This is a genomic window from Enterobacter sp. FUJ80071 (assembly GCF_038739915.1).
In the GTDB taxonomy this organism is placed as follows: Bacteria; Pseudomonadota; Gammaproteobacteria; order Enterobacterales; family Enterobacteriaceae; genus Enterobacter; species Enterobacter kobei.
On the sequence record NZ_JBBXKH010000001.1, the window covers coordinates 3199128 to 3220252 of the forward strand.

Below are 21125 nucleotides of genomic sequence, written 5' to 3' on the forward strand. Positions count from 1 at the left end.
TACGTTTTTCGCCAGGATAAGAGAATAGTGTTATAGCATCACAATTCTCGACTGGAGTGCATGTGACCAAAACGAACCTCATCACCGGTTTTCTCGGCAGCGGTAAAACCACCTCAATTCTCCATCTGCTGGCGAATAAAGATCCTGCAGAAAAATGGGCCGTACTGGTCAATGAATTTGGCGAAGTGGGCATTGATGGTGCGCTGCTGTCAGAGAGTGGCGCAATGATTAAAGAGATCCCCGGCGGGTGCATGTGCTGCGTCAATGGCCTGCCGATGCAGGTCGGGCTCAATACGCTGCTGCGTCAGGGTAAACCGGACCGCCTGCTGATTGAGCCTACCGGTCTGGGCCATCCGAAGCAGATCCTCGATTTGCTGACCGCACCGGTCTACGAGCCGTGGATCGATCTGCGCGCCACCCTATGCCTGCTCGACCCGCGTCTGCTGCTTGATGAAAAAGCGGTGGCCAATGAGAACTTCCGCGATCAGCTCGCCTCGGCGGACGTTATTGTCGCTAATAAAGAAGATCGCGCCACGGCGGAAAGCCAGGCCGCGCTTGAGGCGTGGTGGCAACATTTCGGCGGCAATCGTACCCGCGTGCAGACCACCCAGGGAAAAATCGATAGCGCCCTGCTCGACCTGCCTCGCCAGAATCTGGCGAAACTCCCGGCCAGCGCAGAGCATGCTCATCACCATCCCGTTAAACAGGGACTGGCGGCGCTTAGCCTGCCAGAGCACCAGCGCTGGCGGCGTAATCTGAACAGCGGCCAGGGATATCAGGCCTGCGGATGGATTTTCGATGCCGATACGGTTTTCGACACCATAGGCACCCTTGAGTGGGCCAGGCTTGCGCCGGTTGATCGCGTAAAAGGCATTATGCGCACGCCAGACGGGCTGGTGCGGATCAACCGCCAGGGCGAGGATTTCTTTATCGAAACGCAAAACGTCGCGCCGCCGGATAGCCGAATAGAGTTAATTAGTGCGGTTAACGCCGACTGGAATGCCCTGCAGTCCAGCCTGTTGAAGCTTCGTTTAAGTTCAGGCGGCTAACGTTGCCCCAGTTTTCACTCTATGCTGAACATTATGACAACTCGATTTCCCCTGATATTACTGCTTAATGTCGCCGGTCTGGCGCTCTTTTTCTCCTGGTATATCCCGGCGAATCACGGTTTCTGGTTCCCGCTGGATTCAGGCCTGTTTCATTTCTTCAACCAGGCGCTGGTGAAGAGCGATGCGTTCTTGTGGCTGGTGGCAATCACCAACAACCGCGCCTTCGACGGCATTTCCTTGCTGGCGATGGGCGGTCTGATGCTCTCTTTCTGGCTCAAAGAGGATGGCACAGGGCGTCGCCGTATCCTGATTATCGGTCTGGTGATGCTTCTGGCTGCGGTGGTTATTAATCAGCTGGCGCAACATCTGATGCCGGTAAAACGCGCCAGCCCGTCGCTCTCTTTCCCGAATATTTACCGCGTCAGCGAATTGCTGCATATTCCAACGAAAGATGCGTCGAAAGACAGTTTTCCGGGCGATCACGGCATGATGCTGCTTATTTTTTCGGGTTTCATGCTGCGCTATTTCGGCAAGAAGGCATTCACTATTGCCCTGCTTATTGTGGTGATATTTGCCTTCCCGCGCGTGATGATTGGCGCTCACTGGCTGACGGATATTGTCGTGGGTTCTCTTTCAGCAGTGCTGATTGGTCTGCCGTGGGTGCTGATGACCCCCTTGAGCGATCGCCTGATTGCCGTTTTTGATCGCTATCTCCCGCGCAGAAAGCAACAAGTATTAAACAAATAACTACCGTTTTTTAACGTTAACCGTCAGGGATCATTGCGATCCTGATAGATCACGTCCCCCGATCCTTTCACGCTGTCATATTCTCGTCATCGTATTCATGATAAAAATGAAGCAATTGCGCGATAACGCTGCGGATCTGCCGCTATTTTGAGCAATTGCCCATTTTTACTTTCTGTATCACAATTTCTTATAAAAAAAACGGTTTTTTTACTCGCAATACCCCAGGCAATCGGTTAATCTCGAACTCGTTTTGCCCCATAGGGATAATTATTTCGATGGTGAATAATTTTGTGCGCTGTGCCACAAATGTCATCAGAAACAATTGTCTCATTGTGTACAGATAATTAGTCTCGTCACGTTTGGCATTTTTATAACGATATTTGTCGTTAAGGACTTCAAGGGAAAATAAACAAAATGGTCAAATCTCAACCGTTTCTGAGATATATCTTACGGGGGATCCCGGCGATAGCAGTCGCGGTACTGTTATCTGCATGTAGTACATCGAACACCGCAAAGAATATGCATCCTGAGACGCGTGTTGTGGGAACGGAAGATTCCTCTTCACTGCAAGCTTCTCAGGATGAATTTGAAAATATGGTACGTAATCTGGACGTGAAGTCTCGTATTATGGACCAGTATGCTGACTGGAAAGGCGTGCGTTATCGTCTTGGCGGCAATACTAAAAAAGGTATTGACTGTTCCAGTTTTGTACAACGTACGTTCCGTGAGCAATTTGGATTAGATCTTCCGCGTTCGACCTACGAACAGCAGGAGATGGGCAAGTCAATTTCCCGCACCAAACTGCGCACCGGTGACTTAGTTCTGTTCCGTGCTGGTTCAACAGGTCGACACGTTGGCATCTACATTGGTAATGACCAGTTTGTACATGCCTCCACCAGCAGCGGCGTCACCATCTCCAGCATGAACGAACCGTACTGGAAGAAGCGCTACAACGAAGCGCGCCGCGTACTGACACGCAGTTAATATCATGATTGTATCGCTGGTTATCCCTTGGCTGGCGATATAATAAAAAAAAGCACTGCTTAGGCGGTGCTTTTTTTTGCCCGTTACACTGAATATAATCAGCGGCAATTCAGGAATCACGACGTTTATGCTCACCCGCTACTTCGCCAGTCATCGCAAGATACTGTTTTTCAGCATTATTACCGGCCTGATCGCGGCTATCCTACTGGGCTCATTGCAATTTTTCTGGAGCTACCATAAGCGGGAAATCCGATTCGATACGCTAATTAAGGATGTGAGCATCTACATGGAGAACTATTTCGAGGAGCTGAAAACCTCGATCGACGTACTCCAGCCGCTCACGCTGAATAATTGCCAGGACGTTAACGCGGAGCTTACCTCGCGCGCGGCCTTCAGCATCAACGTGCGCGCCTTTCTGCTGGTCAGAAACAAAATGGCGTTCTGCTCGTCAGCCACAGGGCCGATGAATACGCCGATGGAGGAGCTGATACCCGAACTGCACATCAACAAGCAGATTGATATCGCGCTACTGCCCGGCACGCCCATGCTGCCCAACAGACCCGCCATTGCCATCTGGTATCGTAATCCGTTAGTGAAGGACGGCGGCGTATTCACCTCGGTGAATCTCAACCTGACGCCGTACCTGCTTTATACCGCGCGCCAGGAAGAGTTTGCCGGCATCGCGATTATCATCGGCGACAATGCATTATCCACCGCCTCAAGCACCCTCGTCAGGGCGCGTGATTTACATCAAACGCCTGCGCGCACCGCGACGCTCACAGAGGTCCCTCTGACCATCAAACTGTACGCCAGGGAGTGGACGAGCGACGAGATCCTCTTCGCCCTGTTCTTCGGACTGTTATGCGGGATAGCGGCAGGGTCGCTTAACTTCTACATCCTCACCCTGCGTCTCAACCCGGGCAAAGAAATTCTGAGCGCCATCAAGCGCGGTCAGTTTTATGTGGTTTATCAGCCAGTGGTGGATACGGATGCACTTCAGATGCGGGGCGTTGAAGTGCTGATGCGCTGGAAACACCCGACCATGGGTGAGATCCCACCGGACGCCTTTATCAATTTTGCCGAAGCGCAAAAACTGATTGTCCCGCTGACGCTGCATCTGTTTGACCTCATCATTCGCGATGCGCCGGTGTTACAAACCGTGCTGCCGCCGGGCGCAAAACTGGGGATCAATATCGCGCCGGGGCATCTGCATGCGGAAAGCTTCAAAGATGATATGCGCACCTTCAAAAGCTTACTGCCGCCAGATTACTTCCAGATCGTGCTGGAGATCACCGAGCGCGACATGCTTAACCATCGGGAAGCCAGCAGCCTCTTCGAATGGCTACATAACGAAGGATTCGAAATCGCCATTGATGATTTCGGTACCGGCCACAGTGCGCTGATCTATCTTGAACATTTCACCATGGACTACCTGAAAATCGACCGTGGGTTTGTCAACGCAATTGGCACCGAAACCGTCACCTCTCCGGTGCTGGATGCTGTGCTGACGCTGGCAAGAAAGCTGAATATGTTAACCGTTGCGGAAGGGGTGGAAACGCCGGAACAGGCAGCCTGGCTGCGTGAGCATGGCGTCCACTTCCTGCAGGGATACTGGATTAGCCGTCCTATGCCGCTGGAACAGTTCCGCACCTGGCAAAATAAGGTGTCGTCTCAGGCCGAATAATTTCACATTGCCTGTGACGTCACTTATTATTCAGCTTAACTGAGCCGGTCTGTAAAAAAGGGAGCCGCCGCGAGATGTTTATGCGCTTCATGTTGCTTTTGTTGGTATTAGCAAGCCTGTCGAGCCAGGCGCAAACCATCAAAGAAAACATCGCGTTCGCCGTGATTGGCGAGCCAAAGTACGCGGTCAATTTTACGCACTTCGATTACGTCAATCCTGCCGCCCCCAAAGGCGGAAAGGTCACGCTCTCCGCCACGGGAACATTTGACAACTTTAACCGCTTCGCCCTGCGTGGCGTCGCGGCGGCGCGAACGGAATCCCTTTACGATACGCTTTTTGTGACCTCCGATGATGAACCCGGCAGCTACTATCCGCTGATTGCTGATAATGTCCGCTATGCGGATAACTTCGCCTGGGCCGAAATTTCGCTCAACCCTCGGGCCCGTTTTCACGATGGCTCGCCGGTTAAGGCCAGCGACGTGGCCTTTACGTTTCATAAATTTATGACCGAAGGCGTACCCCAGTTCCGCATTGTGTATAAAGGCGCAACGGTGCGCGCCATTGCCCCCCTGACCGTGCGCATCGAGCTGAGCGAGCCGAATAAAGAGAATATGCTCAGCCTGTTTTCGCTGCCGGTTATGCCTGAATCGTTCTGGAAAAAGCATAAGCTCAGCGACCCGCTCTCCACGCCGCCGCTGGCCGGCGGCCCCTACCGCATCACCGACTGGCGCATGGGGCAGTACGTGGTCTATTCCCGGGTGAAAGATTACTGGGCGGCAAACCTGCCGGTAAACCGTGGGCGCTGGAATTTCGACATCCTTCGCTATGATTACTACCTTGACGATAATGTCGCATTTGAAGCGTTCAAAGCGGGCGCCTTCGATTTACGCGTGGAGAGCAGCGCGAAAAACTGGGCGACCCGTTATATCGGCAAGAATTTCGCGAAAGGCTATATCGTCAAAGACGAGCATAAAAACGAATCCGCCCAGGACACGCGCTGGCTGGCGTTTAATATTCAGCGTCCGGTATTCGCTGACCGCCGCGTTCGGGAAGCGATTTCCCTGGCCTTTGATTTTGAATGGATGAACAAAGCGCTGTTTTACGGGGCTTACAGCCGTGCGAACAGCTATTTCCAGAATACGGAATATGCCGCGCGTGATTATCCGAAAGCCGACGAACTGGTTCTGCTGGCCCCGCTGAAGGCGGAAGTGCCGCCGGAGGTGTTTACCACGGTCTTTCAGCCCCCGGCCTCAAACGGTGACGGCTACGACCGCGACAACCTGCTTAAGGCCAGCAAGCTGCTGGATGAGGCGGGCTGGCACCTTAAAAATCAAAAGCGCGTGGATGCCAAAACGGGTAAGCCTCTCAGCTTTGAGCTGCTGCTCTCATCCGGGGGCAACGATCAGTGGGTACTGCCGTTTAAGCACAACCTGGAGCGACTGGGGATTACCATGAACATTCGCCAGGTCGATAACGCGCAGATCACCAACCGCATGCGCAACCGTGATTACGACATGATGCAGCGTCTGTGGCCGGCTCAGCCGTGGCCGAGCTCGGACCTGCAAATTTCCTGGGCTTCCAGCTACATCGACTCCTCATACAATGCGCCAGGCGTAAAAAGCCCGGCGATTGATGCGCTGATTGCGAAAATTGTGGCGGCGCAGGGCGATAAAGAAAAACTCCTGCCGCTCGGCCGTGCCCTCGACAGGGTCTTAACCTGGAACTACTACATGCTGCCCATGTGGTATATGGGCGAAGACCGTCTGGCTCGCTGGGATAAATTCTCCGTACCTGCCGTGCGCCCTGTCTACTCGCTGGGCTTTGACACCTGGTGGTATGACGTCAATAAAGCCGCCAGACTGCCCGCTGAGCGGCGATAAGGAATCATCATGGGTGCCTATCTGATTCGCCGTCTGCTGCTGGTCATTCCCACGCTGTGGGCCATCATCACCATTAACTTTTTTATCGTGCAAATCGCCCCCGGCGGCCCGGTCGATCAGGCGATTGCTGCTATTGAGTTTGGTAACAACGGCGGTATGCCCGGCGGCGGCGGCGAAGGCATGGGCGCGAGCCATGCGCGTACCGGCGTGTGGAATATCAGTGAAAGCCACTATCGCGGCGGGCGCGGGCTTGATCCTGAGGTGATCGCCGAGATCACCCACCGCTACGGCTTCGATAAGCCCATTCACGAGCGCTATTTCAAGATGCTCTGGGATTATATCCGCTTTGATTTTGGCGATAGCCTGTTTCGCAGTGCGTCAGTGTTAACGTTGATCAAGCAAAGCCTGCCGGTTTCGGTCACGCTGGGGCTGTGGGGAACGCTGATTATCTACCTGGTCTCTATCCCGCTCGGGATCCGTAAAGCGGTTTACAACGGCAGCCGCTTCGATATCTGGAGCAGCACCTTCATCATCATCGGCTATGCCATCCCGGCGTTCCTGTTTGCCGTCCTGCTGATCGTCTTCTTTGCCGGGGGCAGCTATTTCGACATCTTCCCGCTACGAGGTTTAGTCTCCGCCGATTTCAGCACGCTGCCGTGGTATCAGAAAATCACCGACTATCTCTGGCATATCACGCTGCCGGTTCTGGCAACGGTGATCGGTGGGTTTGCCGCTCTGACCATGCTGACCAAAAACGCGTTTCTCGATGAAATCCGCAAGCAGTATGTTGTCACGGCCCGCGCCAAAGGGGTCAGCGAGAAGCAGATTATGTGGAAACACGTCTTCCGCAACGCCATGCTGCTGGTGATTGCCGGATTTCCCGCCACGTTCATCAGTATGTTTTTTACCGGCTCACTGTTGATAGAGGTGATGTTCTCGCTCAACGGTCTGGGGCTGCTGGGCTATGAGGCCACCGTGTCGCGTGACTATCCGGTGATGTTTGGCACACTCTATATTTTCACCCTGATTGGCCTGCTGCTGAATATCGTCAGCGATATCAGCTATACGCTGGTCGATCCCCGAATTGATTTTGAGGGCCGCTGATGCCGCGTTTAAGCCCCGTCAACCAGGCCCGCTGGGCCCGTTTTCGCCACAACCGTCGCGGCTACTGGTCGCTGTGGATTTTTGCCGTCCTGTTTGTCCTGAGCATGTGTTCGGAGCTTATCGCCAACGACAAACCGCTGCTGGTGCATTTTAACGACCGCTGGTATGTGCCGGTGCTGGCTAACTACAGCGAAAGCGACTTTGGTGGCCCGTTTGCAACACCGGCGGAGTATCAGGATCCGTGGCTGCGCCAGCAGATTGAGCAGCACGGCTGGGCCCTCTGGGCGCCGGTGCGTTTTGGTGCGAACAGCATAAACTTTGCCACCACGACCCCCTTCCCTTCCCCGCCCTCGACGCAAAACTGGCTGGGGACGGACGCTAACGGTGGCGATGTGCTGGCACGCATTCTCTATGGCACACGGATTTCAATTCTCTTTGGGCTGATGCTGACACTCTTCTCCAGCGTGATGGGCGTGGTGGCGGGTGCCGTTCAGGGCTACTACGGCGGGAAAATTGACCTGTGGGGCCAGCGTATCATCGAAGTCTGGTCCGGTATGCCAACGCTATTTTTGATCATCCTGCTGTCCAGCGTGGTACAGCCGAACTTCTGGTGGCTGCTCGGCATCACCGTTCTGTTCGGCTGGATGGCGCTGGTAGGTGTCGTGCGGGCGGAGTTCCTGCGCACCCGTAATTTCGACTATATTCGCGCCGCGCAGGCGCTTGGGGTGAGCGACCGGGGGATCATCTTCCGCCATATGCTGCCTAATGCCGTCGTGGCCACGCTCACCTTCCTGCCGTTTATTCTGTGCAGCTCCATTACCACCCTCACCTCGCTGGATTTTCTGGGCTTTGGCCTGCCGTTGGGCTCACCGTCGCTCGGCGAACTGCTGCTGCAGGGCAAGAATAACCTTCAGGCACCGTGGTTAGGCATCACCGCCTTTCTTTCCGTGGCCGTGCTGCTTTCGCTGCTGATTTTTATTGGCGAAGCCGTGCGCGATGCCTTTGACCCCAATAAGGCGGTATAAGATGACCCAGCCTCTTCTCAGTATTGATAACCTGTCGATTGCTTTCTCGAAACAGGGTGAGACGCGCACCGTGGTCACCGATTTGTCGCTGCAGATCCAGCGCGGTGAAACGCTGGCCCTGGTGGGGGAATCCGGTTCAGGTAAGAGTGTTTCAGCGCTCTCTATCCTGCGGCTGCTGCCTTCACCACCGGCGAGCTATCCGCAGGGGGATATTCTTTTTCACGGCAGTTCACTGCTTCATGCCGACGAACATACCCTGCGCGGTATTCGCGGCAATAAAATTGCCATGATCTTCCAGGAGCCCATGGTCTCTCTCAACCCCCTGCATACCCTGGAGAAACAGCTCTATGAAGTCTTGTCTCTGCACCGGGGCATGCGCAAAGAGGCTGCGCGAGGGGAAATACTGGATTGTCTTGAACGGACGGGCATACGCAATGCGGCCAAACGGCTGAATGATTTTCCGCATCAGCTCTCCGGCGGTGAACGCCAGCGAGTGATGATTGCCATGGCTCTGCTCACCCGGCCCGAACTGTTAATTGCCGACGAGCCGACGACGGCGCTGGACGTGACGGTGCAGGCGCAAATATTGACGCTGCTGCGGGAGCTGCGCGACGAGCTGAACATGAGCCTGCTTTTTATCACGCACAACCTGAGTATTGTGAAAAAGCTGGCGGACAGCGTCGCGGTCATGCAAAACGGCCGATGCGTTGAACAGAATAGCGCATCCACGCTGCTAAACGCGCCACAGCACCCTTATACGCAACGTCTGCTCAACAGCGAACCTTCCGGCGACCCGGTTCCGCTCACGGCGGACAGCACTCCGCTGCTGCGCGTTGAGGATTTGTCCGTCTCCTTCCCGATCCGCAAAGGCATTCTGCGGCGTATCGTCGACCCAAACCCGGTCCTGAAAAATATCCGCTTCTCGCTGCGTCCCGGTGAATCCCTGGGGCTGGTGGGCGAATCCGGTTCGGGTAAAAGCACCACCGGTCTGGCACTGCTGCGCTTAATTGCCTCTCAGGGCGAGATCCTTTTTGACGACATGCCGCTGCACCGCTGGAACCGCCGCCAGATGCTGCCGGTGCGCCCGCGTATGCAGGTGGTGTTTCAGGATCCCAACTCCTCACTTAACCCGCGGCTCAGCGTATTGCAGATTGTCGAAGAGGGTTTGCGCGTTCACCAGCCCGGCCTGAACGCGCAGCAGCGTGAGCAGGAGGTCATACAGGCGATGGCCGAAGTGGGCTTAGATCCCGATACCCGTCACCGTTATCCTGCGGAATTTTCCGGCGGGCAGCGCCAGCGTATCGCCATCGCCCGTGCGCTGATCCTGAAACCGGAGCTGATTATTCTGGATGAACCCACCTCCTCTTTGGACAGAACCGTCCAGGCGCAGATTCTGGCATTGCTGAAAGGACTACAGGAAAAGCATCGGCTGGCCTATATCTTCATCAGCCACGATCTGCAGGTGGTGCGGGCGCTATGCCATCAGGTGATTGTTTTGCGACAGGGTGAGGTGGTCGAACAGGGGGAATGCCAGCGCGTATTTACTGCGCCAACGCAGAGCTACACGCGCCAGCTGCTGGCAGCAGACTAGCGCTCAGAACGGGTACTGGCCGGAAAAAGGCTCAGCAATCGCAACACCAAAGTTTTTCAGACGGCAGGTGGCGGCAAATTCATCCTGGCTTTTAACAAACAGGCACGGCTCGCCTTCGCACTCCAGTACGGAGCTGTCCACTTCGATATCCGTCAGGGCCTGACTGAGACGCTCCATCACCCGCCACGCATTTTCGTCGCTTGGGCTCAACAGTTTGAGCGCCACGAGGCAATTGTCACTGCCCGCGCCGTTTTGCGGAATCGGTTCAACTTTCGAACCTGCAAAACCCGCCGACCAGCGATAGCTCTGGGGCAAGCGATGGACAATGGAGAGTTGTAATGTATTCACGTTCGTTCCCCGGAAGCAAAATTTACTTCACAATTTATTTACATTTATAGTAACACATCATCGCTAACCTGCACTATTCAGCGCTTTTTTATCGGTATAGAGGTTCGCGTCGGCGCTATATGTACCCGTTTCTGCGATCTAACTCAACCTTTTTGAATACAATGATGTGACTTTTTACATAAATAGATTTTACATAAAATAAACAAACACGGGATAAACGAACGCGGGTTTGGTTGATATGTATCAACAAAAAAGGCCCTGTCGGGCCTTATCTGCTCATCAATGAGCCGCTTTCCGTGGCCGGCTGGCATAAAGACAGAAGAGGACGGAGCTGGTTGCGCAAAACGCCATCGCCCATAGCATAGGCCAGGCCGTGGTGAAGGTCGCCATAGACAGTAATGCCCCGACGATGGCGCCAATGCCGAAGCGGAACGTCCCCGCCAGTGACGATGCGGTTCCCGCCATATGCGGGAATTCATCGAGGATCACCGCCATCGCATTTGAGGATATCATCGACACGCAGCCCACAAAGGCCGCCACGCCAATCACCAGCGCCCAGAAGCCCACGCCCAGGAATGCACTGACCACCAGCCAGACAGCTATCACAAACTGTATCCACAGCCCGGCGCGGAACATGTTCAGCGCGCCGACCCGCCGGACAAAGCGGCTGTTAATAATAGTCAGTACAAACAGGAAGACGATATTGAGCGCAAAATAATAGCCGAAGTGCTGCGGAGAAACATGGTTCAGCTCGATATAAACAAACGGCCCGGCGCTCAGGAAGGAGAACATCCCGGCGAAGCTGAACCCGCTTGCCAGCATATAGCTCAGCACGCGCTTGTGGCGAAACAGCGAGGCAAAGTTACCTATTGTGGTGCGAATGTGGAATTTCTGGCGGTGCTCGGCAGGAAGCGTTTCATCAATAAAGAAGAAAATCATTGCAGAGGCCAGCAGTGCAGCCAGCGCCAGGATCCAGAAAATCGCATGCCAGCTAAACCACACCAGAACCGCCCCACCGGCCATCGGAGCCATCAGCGGCGCAATCGTCGTCACCAGCATGACAAACGACATCATGCGGGAGAACTCTTCTTTCGGGTAGATATCACGCATCAGGGCGTTGATCACCACACTCGCTGCAGCAGCGGCCAGACCGTGCAAAAATCGCATGAAAATCAGATGATCGATGGTTTGCGCCAGCGCGCAGGCCACCGCCGCCCCGGCAAAGACCAGCGTTCCGCCCAGAATAACCGGTTTGCGCCCCAGGCTGTCGGCCATCGGGCCGTACAATAACTGGCCGAGAGCAAAGCCGAGAATATAGGTGCTGAGCGTCATCTGTGCGCTGCCTGCCGGTACCCCAAACTGCGCGGAAATGACCGGCAGCGCGGGCAGGTACATATCTATAGACAGCGGCATCAACATGGCCAGCAGGCCAAGAATGAAGACAATTTTGAACGACGAGTGTGGCCTGGTGGTCACAGAAATCTCCTGAAATTAGTGCGAAGGCAGACCGACGCTGGCGATCTCTTCTTCCGTCAGCGGGCGATATTCGCCAGGCGCCAGGTCGGGATCGAGCGCGATTGCGCCAATACGTTCGCGATGCAGACCGACAACGCGGTTACCCACTGCGGCAAACATGCGTTTAACCTGATGGTAACGCCCTTCGCTGATGGTAAGACGGACTTCCGTCGGCGTGATCACGTCCAGCACCGCCGGTTTAGTCAGGTCTTTTTCATTATGCAGCTGAACGCCTTTCGCGAATTGCTCTGCCGTGTCATCCGCAACCGGCGACTCCAGCGTGACCAGATAGGTTTTCTCGCAGTGGTGACGTGGGGAAGTAATACGGTGTGACCACTGCCCGTCGTCGGTCATCAGCACCAGCCCGGTGGTGTCGATGTCGAGGCGGCCCGCGGCATGCAGCTTATGTGCCACCGGTTCGTCGAGGAAATAGAGTACCGTCGGGTGATCGGGATCGTCCGTTGAGCAGACGTAGCCTTCCGGCTTGTGGAGCATGAAGTAGCGCGGGCCGTTCTGCTGGGTCAGCGGATTGCCGTCGTATTCAACCTGATGCTCAGGTTGAAGTTTGAAAGCGCTGTCTCTCACAATGTCGCCATCCACGGTAACGCCGCTGGCGCGAATTTCGCGCCCGGCAATAGCGCGGCTTACGCCGAGTTGCTGAGCGATAAACTTATCAAGTCGCATGAAATCTTTTTAGCCTTAATGGTGCTGGAAGTCGGACCGTGCGTCCGAAAAAGAAGCAGTCAGGAACGGTTCAGTATAATGGTCTGGTTGCGCCACTCAAGGGAAAAAGTTTCGTGGCATACTATATGCGGATTAACGAAACTGAGACACCATGACTTTTACACTTCGTCCCTATCAGCAGGAAGCCGTTGACGCCACCCTCGCCTGGTTTCGCAAACACCGGGAACCGGCGGCGATTGTCCTCCCGACCGGCGCAGGCAAAAGCCTGGTCATTGCCGAGCTGGCCCGCCTGGCGCGTGGCCGCGTGCTGGTGCTGGCGCACGTCAAAGAGCTGGTCGCGCAAAACCACGCCAAGTATTGCGCGCTGGGGCTGGAGGCCGATATTTTCGCCGCCGGGCTCAAGCGTAAAGAGAGCCACGGTAAGGTTGTCTTTGGCAGCGTGCAGTCGGTCGCCCGCAACCTGGATCTGTTTCGCAGCGAATTTTCGCTGCTGATTGTCGACGAGTGTCACCGCATCAGCGATGACGACGACAGCCAGTATCAGCAAATCCTCACGCACCTGAAAGAGGTGAACCCTCACTTACGCCTGCTGGGCCTGACGGCAACCCCGTTTCGCCTGGGCAAAGGCTGGATTTACCGCTTTCATTATCACGGCATGGTGCGTGGCGATGAAAAAGCGCTGTTCAGCGACTGTATCTACGAACTTCCGCTGCGCTACATGATTAAACACGGCTACCTGACGCCCCCCGAGCGGCTGGATATGCCGGTGGTACAGTACGACTTCAGCCGGTTACAGGCGCAGAGCAACGGCTTATTCAGCGAAGCGGATCTCAACCAGGAGTTGAATAAGCAAAAGCGCATAACGCCGCATATCATCAGCCAGATTGAGGAGTTTGCCGCGACGCGCAAAGGGGTGATGATCTTTGCCGCGACAGTCGAGCACGCGCGAGAAATTACCGGACTGCTCCCCGCTGACGACGCTGCGTTAATTACCGGCGAAACGCCCGGCCCTGAGCGTGACAGACTGATTGAGGCGTTTAAAGCCCAGCAGTTCCGCTATCTGGTGAATGTTTCCGTGCTAACCACCGGTTTTGACGCCCCGCACGTCGACCTGATTGCGATTTTGCGCCCGACGGAATCCGTCAGCCTGTATCAGCAGATTGTCGGTCGTGGTCTGCGCCTGGCACCGGGCAAAACTGACTGTCTGATCCTCGATTACGCCGGTAACCCGCACGATCTTTACTCTCCCGAAGTGGGCACGCCAAAAGGCAAAAGTGACAACGTGCCGGTACAGGTGTTTTGTCCAGCCTGCGGGTTTGCCAACACCTTCTGGGGGAAAACCACCGCCGACGGCACGCTGATCGAACACTTTGGCCGCCGCTGTCAGGGCTGGTTTGAAGATGATGACGGGCATCGCGAGCAGTGCGATTTCCGTTTTCGTTTCAAAAACTGTCCACAGTGCAACGCCGAAAATGACATTGCCGCCCGCCGCTGCCGTGAGTGCGACACGGTGCTGGTCGACCCGGACGACATGCTGAAAGCGGCGCTGAAGCTGAAAGATGCGCTGGTGCTGCGCTGTTCCGGCATGGCCTTACAGCCGGGCGCGGATGAAAAAGGCGAGTGGCTAAAAATTACCTATTACGACGAGGACGGCGCTGACGTCAGCGAGCGGTTACGGGTACAGACGCCAGCCCAGCGCACGGCATTTGAGCAACTGTTTATCCGCCCGCATACCCGCACGCCCGGCGTGCCGCTGCGCTGGATCACCGTGGCAGATATCGTGCATCAGCAGGCGCTGCTGCGCCATCCGGATTTTGTTGTCGCCCGCAAGAAAGGCCAGTTCTGGCAGGTACGTGAGAAGGTCTTTGACTATGAAGGTCGCTATCGTCGGGCAAACGAATTGCGTGGTTAGCAGGACTTTTCATTGATGTGAGCGGCGTTTGAGTATAAAATGCCGCCCGCTTCACATCCGTGGGGCAGAACACTCACCTGCTGCTGGGTCGCCTGTAGTAGGGTTTTAAATACAGAGAGAAATCAATGTTCACTATCGAAGCAGAAGTACGTAACGTGCAGGGTAAGGGTGCGAGCCGCCGCCTGCGTACCGCTAACAAGTTCCCGGCTATCGTTTACGGTGGCGAAGCTGCTCCAGTTGCAATCGAACTGGATCACGACAAAGTATGGAACCTGCAGACCAAAGCTGAATTCTACAGCGAAGTTCTGACCATCGTTGTTGGCGGTAAAGAAGAAAAAGTGAAAGTTCAGGCTGTTCAGCGTCACGCGTTCAAGCCAAAACTGACTCACATCGACTTCGTTCGCGCGTAATCGCAAACCTGTCGAGAAAAACCCCGCTTCGGCGGGGTTTTTTTATGGCGATTATTTACCGCCCGAGGTGCGACGCTGAAGCTGATCGCGCAGGTTTGGCGGCGTGCCTTTGATGGTCAGCGTATCGGTGGCAGGATCCCAGAAGATACGTTCCCCCAGCAGCATGGCATCGAAGTTGATGGTTAACCCACCGCCGCTCCCGGCAAATTTGGTTAACTGACGCAGCGTACTGCGATCCGCCGGGAAGCTCTCTTCAAGCTCATAGCCTTTCTCTGCGGTGAACGCCTGGAAGCTGACTTCGCTGACGCCCGCCAGCTCTTTTGACAGCGACTCCAGCTCAATCTCTTCCCCCGCCTGCAGCTGTTCGTTGCAGTAGCTGTAAACCTGCTGACGCACGTTCTGGCGTTCAGATTTATCGAGCTGCGCCTCAGCCGTAAAGTCATCTACCGCCTGCAACAGCCCTTTGTTCTGCGCTTTGGCGTTAAGTCCTTCGCTGGCGCCGAGGAAATCCATAAAGAAATCGGCCACTTTACGGCCCACACGCCCTTTCAGGAAGGTCAGGTAGCGGGTCGATTCCGGGTTGGTTTCCCACTCGGTCAAATCAATCCGCGCCACAATATCCGCATGGTTGATATCCAGATAATGCGTCGAGCTGATATCCAGTTGCTCATTCACGCGCATGCTGCTCAAGTTATTCAGCACGGTAACCAGCAGATACTCTACCGCCAGGTAGCGATAGTGGCAGAACAGGACGATGCCGCCGTCGGCGAAGGGATATTTTGCCAGTTCGTCGCGCAGACGCCCGGTGGCCGCGCGGCTAAACGCCAGGAAATCCTCTTCCCCCTGACGCTGCAGGCGCAGGCTATCAGCCAGTTCACTCTCTTCGCTGAACAGACCATAGGCTTTATTTTTGGCGCTGTAGACGCGATGCAACTCAGCCATCATTTCCACAACGGTCGCCGTGGGTTCCAGTAACGAATCGCGTAGCACCACTTCAAGGGTTTGCTCATCACGCTTGATAAGCTGGTGCAAGGCAATCTGGTTGATTTCCAGACTCATGATAAACTCTCCTTTTAGACCGGGCGGTATTCAACCACCACCAGGACATGTGTGCAACAACAGATAAAAAAGGGGAAAAAAAGCTGTTGCTACGGTAATATGTTGCCCTTTCATCAACAAACTGATTTTGATTTATGCCACAACATTCCCGCTACAGTGATGAACACGTTGAACAACTGCTCAGTGAGCTGGTCAACGTACTGGAAAAACATAAAACGCCGACCGATCTCTCCCTGATGGTTTTGGGAAATATGGTCACCAACCTTATCAACACCAGCGTTGCTCCGGCTCAGCGTCAGGCGATCGCAAAATCTTTCGCCCAGGCGTTACAGTCATCCGTCAGCAACGACCAGGCCCATTAAGGGAAACGAACAACAGTTTATGGTGACGAATCGTCAGCGCTACCGTGAAAAAGTCTCCCAGATGGTCAGCTGGGGACACTGGTTTGCCCTGTTTAACATTCTGTTAGCGGCGGTGATTGGCTGTCGTTATCTGTTTGTCGCAGACTGGCCAACCACGCTAACCGGGCGTATCTACTCCTGGATAAGCGTTGTCGGTCACTTTAGCTTTTTGGTATTCGCCACCTATCTGCTGATCCTGTTTCCTCTGACGTTTATCGTCATGTCGCAGCGTCTGATGCGGTTCTTATCCGCGATCCTTGCCACAGCAGGGATGACGCTGCTGCTTATCGACAGTGAAGTGTTCACCCGTTTCCACCTGCATCTTAACCCTATCGTCTGGGAACTGGTGATCAACCCTGACCAGAACGAAACGGCTCGTGACTGGCAGCTGATGTTTATCAGCGTCCCGGTGATCCTGCTGATTGAGATGTTGTTCGCCACCTGGAGCTGGCAAAAGCTCCGCAGCCTGACCCGACGCCGCCACTACGCGAAGCCCGTCGCCGCACTCTTTTTCATCTCATTTATCAGTTCGCACATCATGTACATCTGGGCGGATGCGAACTTCTATCGCCCCATTACGATGCAGCGTGCCAACCTGCCGCTCTCGTACCCCATGACGGCCCGTCGTTTCCTTGAGAAACACGGCCTGTTAGATGCCCAGGAGTATCAGCGTCGTCTGGTCGAACAGGGTAATCCGGAAGCGGTCAGCGTTCAGTATCCGCTGAGTGAACTGCGCTATCGCGATATGGGCCGCGGACAAAACGTCCTGCTGATTACCGTCGATGGTCTGAACTATTCCCGTTACGAGAAGCAGATGCCTGCGCTGGCCGATTTCGCGAGTCAAAACGTCTCGTTCACCCAGCATATGAGTTCCGGGAACACTACCGATGCGGGTATCTTTGGCCTGTTCTATGGCATTTCTGCCGGATACATGGATGGCGTTCTGGCTGCACGCATTCCTGCGGCGCTAATTACCGGACTGAATCAGCAAGGCTATCAGTTAGGGTTGTTCTCATCCGATGGCTTTAACAGCCCACTCTACCGCCAGGCGCTGTTGTCTGATTTCTCGCTGCCTGCTGCGCAGAGCCAGTCTGATACCCAGACCGCAAACCAGTGGATAAACTGGCTGCAGCGCTACGCCCAGGAAGATAACCGCTGGTTCTCGTGGGTGGCCTTTAACGGCACCACGCTTGACGACAGCAACCAGACTGGCTTTGCCCGCCGATACAGCCGTGCGGCCAGCAATGTTGACGCGCAGATCGGCCGCGTTCTTGACGCGCTACGCGAATCAGGCAAGCTCGATAACACTGTCGTGATTGTGACCGCAGGCCATGGTGTACCGCTCGGCGACGAAACGAAGAGCATGAGCTGGTCACGCCCGAACCTGCATGTACCGCTGGTGATCCACTGGCCGGGAACGCCGGCGCAGCGCATCAATATGCTCACTGAACATAAAGATGTTATGACGACCCTGATGCAACGCCTGCTGCACGTCAGTACGCCAGCAAACGAGTATTCGCAGGGGCAGGATCTTTTCAGCGCCGCGCGCCGCCATAATTGGGTGACATCAGCAGACGGTAACACGCTGGCGGTGACCACACCGACGCTGACGCTGGTGCTGAACAGTAACGGAAATTACCAGACGTATAATCTACAGGGTGAACGGTTGAAGGACCAGAAACCGCAGCTGAGCCTGTTGCTGCAGGTCCTGACGGATGAGAAGCGCTTTATCGCTAACTGATTAATTATAAACCAGTTAGCGACAGATTCTCTTGCATTCGAAACGGAATCGAGTAGTATCTTTTTATGCGTCGGCACGTAGCGCAGCCTGGTAGCGCACCGTCATGGGGTGTCGGGGGTCGGAGGTTCAAATCCTCTCGTGCCGACCAAAAACACATTGAAAACCAGCCTCTTATGGCTGGTTTTTTTTATGCATAAAAAAGCCACCCCGCAGGATGGCTTCCTTATCGCACGTCGGCGCTTAGTGCTTCTCACGTCCACCCAGGAAGAAAATGCCCAGCGGGATAGCAAGCAGAACGGTGAAGACAAGGCTGTAAACGAAGATCATCGCCGATTGCAGAACATACATGCTGGTGGTCCAGGCGGAGAGAGGAATGTTGTACTGTTCGATAACGCCAACAATGGTTGCCCGCCCCACGCACGCGGCCGCAATCATAAACACAACCAGTAGCGCCAGGAGGAACTTGCGGCCTTCAGGTGTTTTCAGTTTTGCACGAACCATCTCTCTTCCCTTTACAGATGAATAACATTATGTGGCGTTCAAAATAACACGATCTGCCGCCAGATACCATTTCAGCACAAAAAACTGGATTTATAGTGCAAGTCAGGTTCATTACACCACTTATATTGAAAATGTAAGTAAATGACGCTAATCATTCATAAGTGTTATGCTAATCTGATTCGGCTCGTTTTGACATAAAGGAATGACAATGAAAAACGCACCTAAATTTGCCATCGCCCTGATTGCCGCGTGCATCAGCACCGGCGCTTTCGCCAGCGAAACCCAAAAAGAGCAGCCGCTGGAAAAAGTTGCCCCCTATCCGAAAGCGGACAAAGGGATGAAACGTCAGGTGATTCAGCTACCGGTTCTGCAGGACGAAGCGAACTACAAAGTGGAGCTGTTGATTGGTAAAACGCTGGAAGTGGACTGTAACCAGCACCGACTGGGCGGCCAACTGGAGAGCAAAACGCTGGAAGGTTGGGGCTACGATTACTACGTCTTCGACAAAGTGACCTCCCCCGTCTCCACCATGATGGCGTGCCCGGACGGCAAGAAAGAGAAGAAATTTGTAACGGCATATCTGGGTGATAACAGTCTGCTGCGCTATAACAGCAAGTTGCCTGTCGTGGTGTATACGCCTGAAAACGTAGAAGTGAAATACCGCGTATGGAAAGCGGATGAGAATGTCGGACAAGCGGTAGTACGTTGAAATTAAGTCGGGTGGCGGCTTCGCCTTACCCGACCTACAACACTAAAAACGGTAACGAATGTTACCGTTTTGCTTTTACCTTACAGGGCGATATCCGCAACCGGTTTGTTTTCCGCCTGAGGCTTCAGTTCCGCCTTTGGCGCAGCATCCGCTGCCTGCGGCTTCACATATTGCAACTGCAATACGCGGCTGGTGTATTCCAGCTCCTGCTCCGTCGCGTCGACATTCCCGTTCAGCTTCGTACCGTAGGATGGAATAATCGTTTTCAGCTTCGCCTGCCATTCCGGGCTGGCAACTTTATCTTTAAACACTTTTTCCATCAGGTGCAGCATGATTGGCGCAGCAGTAGATGCACCCGGTGACGCGCCCAGCAGCGCGGCAATCGTGCCATCCTTATCGCTCACCACTTCCGTACCCAGACGCAGCACGCCGCCCTCTTTCGGGTCACGCTTGATGATCTGAACGCGCTGTCCCGCCTGCCACAGACGCCAGTCTTCTTTCTTCGCCTGCGGATAGTACTCTTTCAGCGCCTCGAAGCGTTCCTCGTCAGAGAGCATCACCTGGCTGATGAGATATTTCACCAGATCGAAGTTATCCAGACCCACGTCCATCATCGGCTTGACGTTAGAGGTGGTCGTGGCGCTGAGCAGATCCCACAGGGAGCCATTTTTCAGGAACTTGGTGGAGAAAGTCGCGAACGGTCCGAACAGCACCACGCGCTTACCGTCAAGCATACGGGTGTCGATGTGTGGAACAGACATCGGCGGTGCACCGACGGAAGCCTGACCGTACACTTTTGCCAGATGACGATTCACCACTTCCGGGTTCTCGGATACCAGGAACTGACCGCCAACCGGGAATCCCGCATAGTCGTCAGCTTCAGGAATACCGGACTCCTGCAGCAGTTTCAGCGCCGCCCCACCGGCACCAATAAAGACAAACTTCGCCTTGATGACGTGCTCGGCTTCGTTGTTTTTCAGATCGGCAACGGTCACACTCCAGCTGTTATCCGCGTTGCGCTTAAAACCACGCACTTCGGTGCTGAGCTGCAGGTTGAAGTTCTCTTTCTTCTTCAGAGACGTCACCAGCTGACGGGTAATTTCGCCATAATTAACGTCGGTACCAATTTCGGTCCGGGTCGCGGCCACTTTCTGGTTCGGGTCACGACCTTCCATCACCAGCGGCGCCCACTCTTTGATCTGAGCGTGGTCTTCAGAGTATTTCATCCCACGGAAGAGCGTGCTCTGCTGCAGCGCAGCGTAACGCGCGCGCAGGAAGTTGACGTTCTGCTCGCCCCACACAAAGCTCATGTGCGGTACGGTGTTAATGAAGGAGTGCGGGTCATGCATCACGCCGCTGTTGACCTGGTGAGACCAGAACTGGCGTGAGATCTGAAACGCTTCGTTGATCTCTACCGCCTTCTCGATACTAATGGAACCGTCCTTTTTCTGCGGCGTATAGTTCAGTTCCATGAGTGCCGAATGTCCGGTACCGGCGTTGTTCCAGCCGTTCGAACTTTCCTGCGCCACGCCATCAAGGCGCTCGACCATGGTCATGGACCAGTCCGGCTGAAGTTCTTGCAGATAGGTTCCCAGCGTGGCGCTCATGATACCGCCACCAATTAAAAGGACGTCCGTTTCCTGCTCTTTAGGGGTGTCAGCTTTCGCCGCCATAGAGACGGTGTTAAGCCCCACGGCCAGAGAAAAGAGCATGGCAGTCATTTTTTTCATAATTTATGCCTTAGTGTAAAAGTGCTTGATGCGTGGAAATTGCAGGTGAAA

19 protein-coding genes and 1 tRNA gene are annotated in these 21125 nt (G+C 54.6%); 14 read left to right on the top strand and 6 right to left on the bottom strand.

Translation table 11 applies throughout. The features are described 5' to 3' along the window. Positions 1-62: 62 nt before the first annotated feature. From AAER43_RS15560 to yejF, 8 genes are all read left to right on the top strand, one after another. On the top strand, positions 63-1049 hold the full coding sequence (locus tag AAER43_RS15560) for a GTP-binding protein (RefSeq protein ID WP_050862908.1): 987 nt from the start codon (positions 63-65) through the stop codon (positions 1047-1049). A 33-nt stretch (positions 1050-1082) separates the two neighbouring features. Then, positions 1083-1796: a phosphatase PAP2 family protein gene (locus tag AAER43_RS15565; protein WP_014884583.1), complete on the top strand. Its 714-nt coding sequence runs from the start codon at positions 1083-1085 to the stop codon at positions 1794-1796. Positions 1797-2210: 414 nt separating this feature from the next. Then, positions 2211-2780, top strand: coding sequence for a bifunctional murein DD-endopeptidase/murein LD-carboxypeptidase (mepS, locus tag AAER43_RS15570; protein ID WP_014884584.1), 570 nt, complete (start codon positions 2211-2213; stop codon positions 2778-2780). A gap of 127 nt (positions 2781-2907) precedes the next feature. Continuing rightward, positions 2908-4464 (top strand): cyclic di-GMP phosphodiesterase, encoded by a 1557-nt coding sequence (locus tag AAER43_RS15575; protein WP_014884585.1) that lies wholly within the window; start codon positions 2908-2910, stop codon positions 4462-4464. Positions 4465-4538: 74 nt separating this feature from the next. After that, entirely contained in the window at positions 4539-6344 is a 1806-nt protein-coding gene (locus tag AAER43_RS15580; RefSeq protein WP_045281824.1) for an extracellular solute-binding protein, read from the top strand. Positions 6345-6353: 9 nt separating this feature from the next. Beyond that, positions 6354-7448: a microcin C ABC transporter permease YejB gene (locus tag AAER43_RS15585; protein ID WP_342702002.1), complete on the top strand. Its 1095-nt coding sequence runs from the start codon at positions 6354-6356 to the stop codon at positions 7446-7448. Next, positions 7448-8473, top strand: coding sequence for an ABC transporter permease (locus AAER43_RS15590; protein ID WP_014884588.1), 1026 nt, complete (start codon positions 7448-7450; stop codon positions 8471-8473). The genes AAER43_RS15585 and AAER43_RS15590 overlap by 1 nt, the downstream gene beginning before the upstream one ends. Position 8474: 1 nt before the next feature. Continuing rightward, positions 8475-10064 (top strand): microcin C ABC transporter ATP-binding protein YejF, encoded by a 1590-nt coding sequence (gene yejF / locus AAER43_RS15595; RefSeq protein WP_014884589.1) that lies wholly within the window; start codon positions 8475-8477, stop codon positions 10062-10064. A 3-nt stretch (positions 10065-10067) separates the two neighbouring features. On the opposite strand, the gene AAER43_RS15600 is transcribed toward yejF, so the two are convergent. From AAER43_RS15600 to rsuA, 3 genes are all read right to left on the bottom strand, one after another. Continuing rightward, the gene (locus tag AAER43_RS15600; protein ID WP_014884590.1) at positions 10068-10412 is read right to left on the bottom strand and encodes a YejG family protein; all 345 of its coding nucleotides are present in this window, start codon (positions 10410-10412) and stop codon (positions 10068-10070) included. A 279-nt stretch (positions 10413-10691) separates the two neighbouring features. Next, positions 10692-11888 (bottom strand): Bcr/CflA family multidrug efflux MFS transporter, encoded by a 1197-nt coding sequence (locus tag AAER43_RS15605; RefSeq protein WP_050862909.1) that lies wholly within the window; start codon positions 11886-11888, stop codon positions 10692-10694. Positions 11889-11903: 15 nt separating this feature from the next. Next, positions 11904-12611, bottom strand: a complete 708-nt coding sequence (gene rsuA / locus AAER43_RS15610) for a 16S rRNA pseudouridine(516) synthase RsuA (protein WP_057057720.1) — start codon at positions 12609-12611, stop codon at positions 11904-11906. A gap of 151 nt (positions 12612-12762) precedes the next feature. Between rsuA and AAER43_RS15615 the strand changes: the two genes are divergently transcribed. Continuing rightward, positions 12763-14523, top strand: a complete 1761-nt coding sequence (locus AAER43_RS15615; RefSeq protein ID WP_050862910.1) for a DEAD/DEAH box helicase — start codon at positions 12763-12765, stop codon at positions 14521-14523. A 125-nt stretch (positions 14524-14648) separates the two neighbouring features. Then, on the top strand, positions 14649-14933 hold the full coding sequence (rplY, locus tag AAER43_RS15620) for a 50S ribosomal protein L25 (RefSeq protein WP_014884594.1): 285 nt from the start codon (positions 14649-14651) through the stop codon (positions 14931-14933). 51 nt (positions 14934-14984) lie between these two features. Here rplY and yejK read toward each other — a convergent pair whose 3' ends face one another. After that, entirely contained in the window at positions 14985-15992 is a 1008-nt protein-coding gene (gene yejK, locus AAER43_RS15625) for a nucleoid-associated protein YejK (RefSeq protein ID WP_014884595.1), read from the bottom strand. 134 nt (positions 15993-16126) lie between these two features. Between yejK and AAER43_RS15630 the strand changes: the two genes are divergently transcribed. The 3 genes from AAER43_RS15630 to AAER43_RS15640 all read left to right on the top strand — a co-directional run bounded on the left by AAER43_RS15630 (position 16127) and on the right by AAER43_RS15640 (position 18282). Next, complete coding sequence (locus AAER43_RS15630) at positions 16127-16354, top strand: YejL family protein (RefSeq protein ID WP_014884596.1); 228 nt, start codon at positions 16127-16129, stop codon at positions 16352-16354. A gap of 19 nt (positions 16355-16373) precedes the next feature. Continuing rightward, the gene (yejM, locus tag AAER43_RS15635) at positions 16374-18134 is read left to right on the top strand and encodes an LPS biosynthesis-modulating metalloenzyme YejM (RefSeq protein ID WP_023330941.1); all 1761 of its coding nucleotides are present in this window, start codon (positions 16374-16376) and stop codon (positions 18132-18134) included. A 71-nt stretch (positions 18135-18205) separates the two neighbouring features. Further along, positions 18206-18282, top strand: a tRNA-Pro gene (locus AAER43_RS15640). A gap of 92 nt (positions 18283-18374) precedes the next feature. Here AAER43_RS15640 and AAER43_RS15645 read toward each other — a convergent pair. After that, complete coding sequence (locus tag AAER43_RS15645; protein ID WP_008500962.1) at positions 18375-18635, bottom strand: DUF2534 family protein; 261 nt, start codon at positions 18633-18635, stop codon at positions 18375-18377. Between the two features lie 208 nt (positions 18636-18843). Between AAER43_RS15645 and eco the strand changes: the two genes are divergently transcribed. Continuing rightward, on the top strand, positions 18844-19344 hold the full coding sequence (gene eco / locus AAER43_RS15650) for a serine protease inhibitor ecotin (protein WP_045134317.1): 501 nt from the start codon (positions 18844-18846) through the stop codon (positions 19342-19344). An 80-nt stretch (positions 19345-19424) separates the two neighbouring features. Here the strand turns inward: eco and mqo are convergent, their stop codons facing one another. After that, positions 19425-21074, bottom strand: a complete 1650-nt coding sequence (mqo, locus tag AAER43_RS15655; protein WP_014884599.1) for a malate dehydrogenase (quinone) — start codon at positions 21072-21074, stop codon at positions 19425-19427. Positions 21075-21125: the final 51 nt, after the last annotated feature.

Coding starts and splice junctions, on each gene's coding strand:
- AAER43_RS15565 (WP_014884583.1), top strand. CDS start 1,083: ATGACAACTCGATTTCCCCTGATATTACTGCTTAATGTCGCCGGTCTG.
- mepS (WP_014884584.1), top strand. CDS start 2,211: ATGGTCAAATCTCAACCGTTTCTGAGATATATCTTACGGGGGATCCCG.
- AAER43_RS15575 (WP_014884585.1), top strand. CDS start 2,908: ATGCTCACCCGCTACTTCGCCAGTCATCGCAAGATACTGTTTTTCAGC.
- AAER43_RS15580 (WP_045281824.1), top strand. CDS start 4,539: ATGTTTATGCGCTTCATGTTGCTTTTGTTGGTATTAGCAAGCCTGTCG.
- AAER43_RS15585 (WP_342702002.1), top strand. CDS start 6,354: ATGGGTGCCTATCTGATTCGCCGTCTGCTGCTGGTCATTCCCACGCTG.
- AAER43_RS15590 (WP_014884588.1), top strand. CDS start 7,448: ATGCCGCGTTTAAGCCCCGTCAACCAGGCCCGCTGGGCCCGTTTTCGC.
- yejF (WP_014884589.1), top strand. CDS start 8,475: ATGACCCAGCCTCTTCTCAGTATTGATAACCTGTCGATTGCTTTCTCG.
- rsuA (WP_057057720.1), bottom strand. CDS start 12,611: ATGCGACTTGATAAGTTTATCGCTCAGCAACTCGGCGTAAGCCGCGCT.
- AAER43_RS15615 (WP_050862910.1), top strand. CDS start 12,763: ATGACTTTTACACTTCGTCCCTATCAGCAGGAAGCCGTTGACGCCACC.
- rplY (WP_014884594.1), top strand. CDS start 14,649: ATGTTCACTATCGAAGCAGAAGTACGTAACGTGCAGGGTAAGGGTGCG.
- yejK (WP_014884595.1), bottom strand. CDS start 15,992: ATGAGTCTGGAAATCAACCAGATTGCCTTGCACCAGCTTATCAAGCGT.
- AAER43_RS15630 (WP_014884596.1), top strand. CDS start 16,127: ATGCCACAACATTCCCGCTACAGTGATGAACACGTTGAACAACTGCTC.
- yejM (WP_023330941.1), top strand. CDS start 16,374: ATGGTGACGAATCGTCAGCGCTACCGTGAAAAAGTCTCCCAGATGGTC.
- AAER43_RS15645 (WP_008500962.1), bottom strand. CDS start 18,635: ATGGTTCGTGCAAAACTGAAAACACCTGAAGGCCGCAAGTTCCTCCTG.
- eco (WP_045134317.1), top strand. CDS start 18,844: ATGAAAAACGCACCTAAATTTGCCATCGCCCTGATTGCCGCGTGCATC.
- mqo (WP_014884599.1), bottom strand. CDS start 21,074: ATGAAAAAAATGACTGCCATGCTCTTTTCTCTGGCCGTGGGGCTTAAC.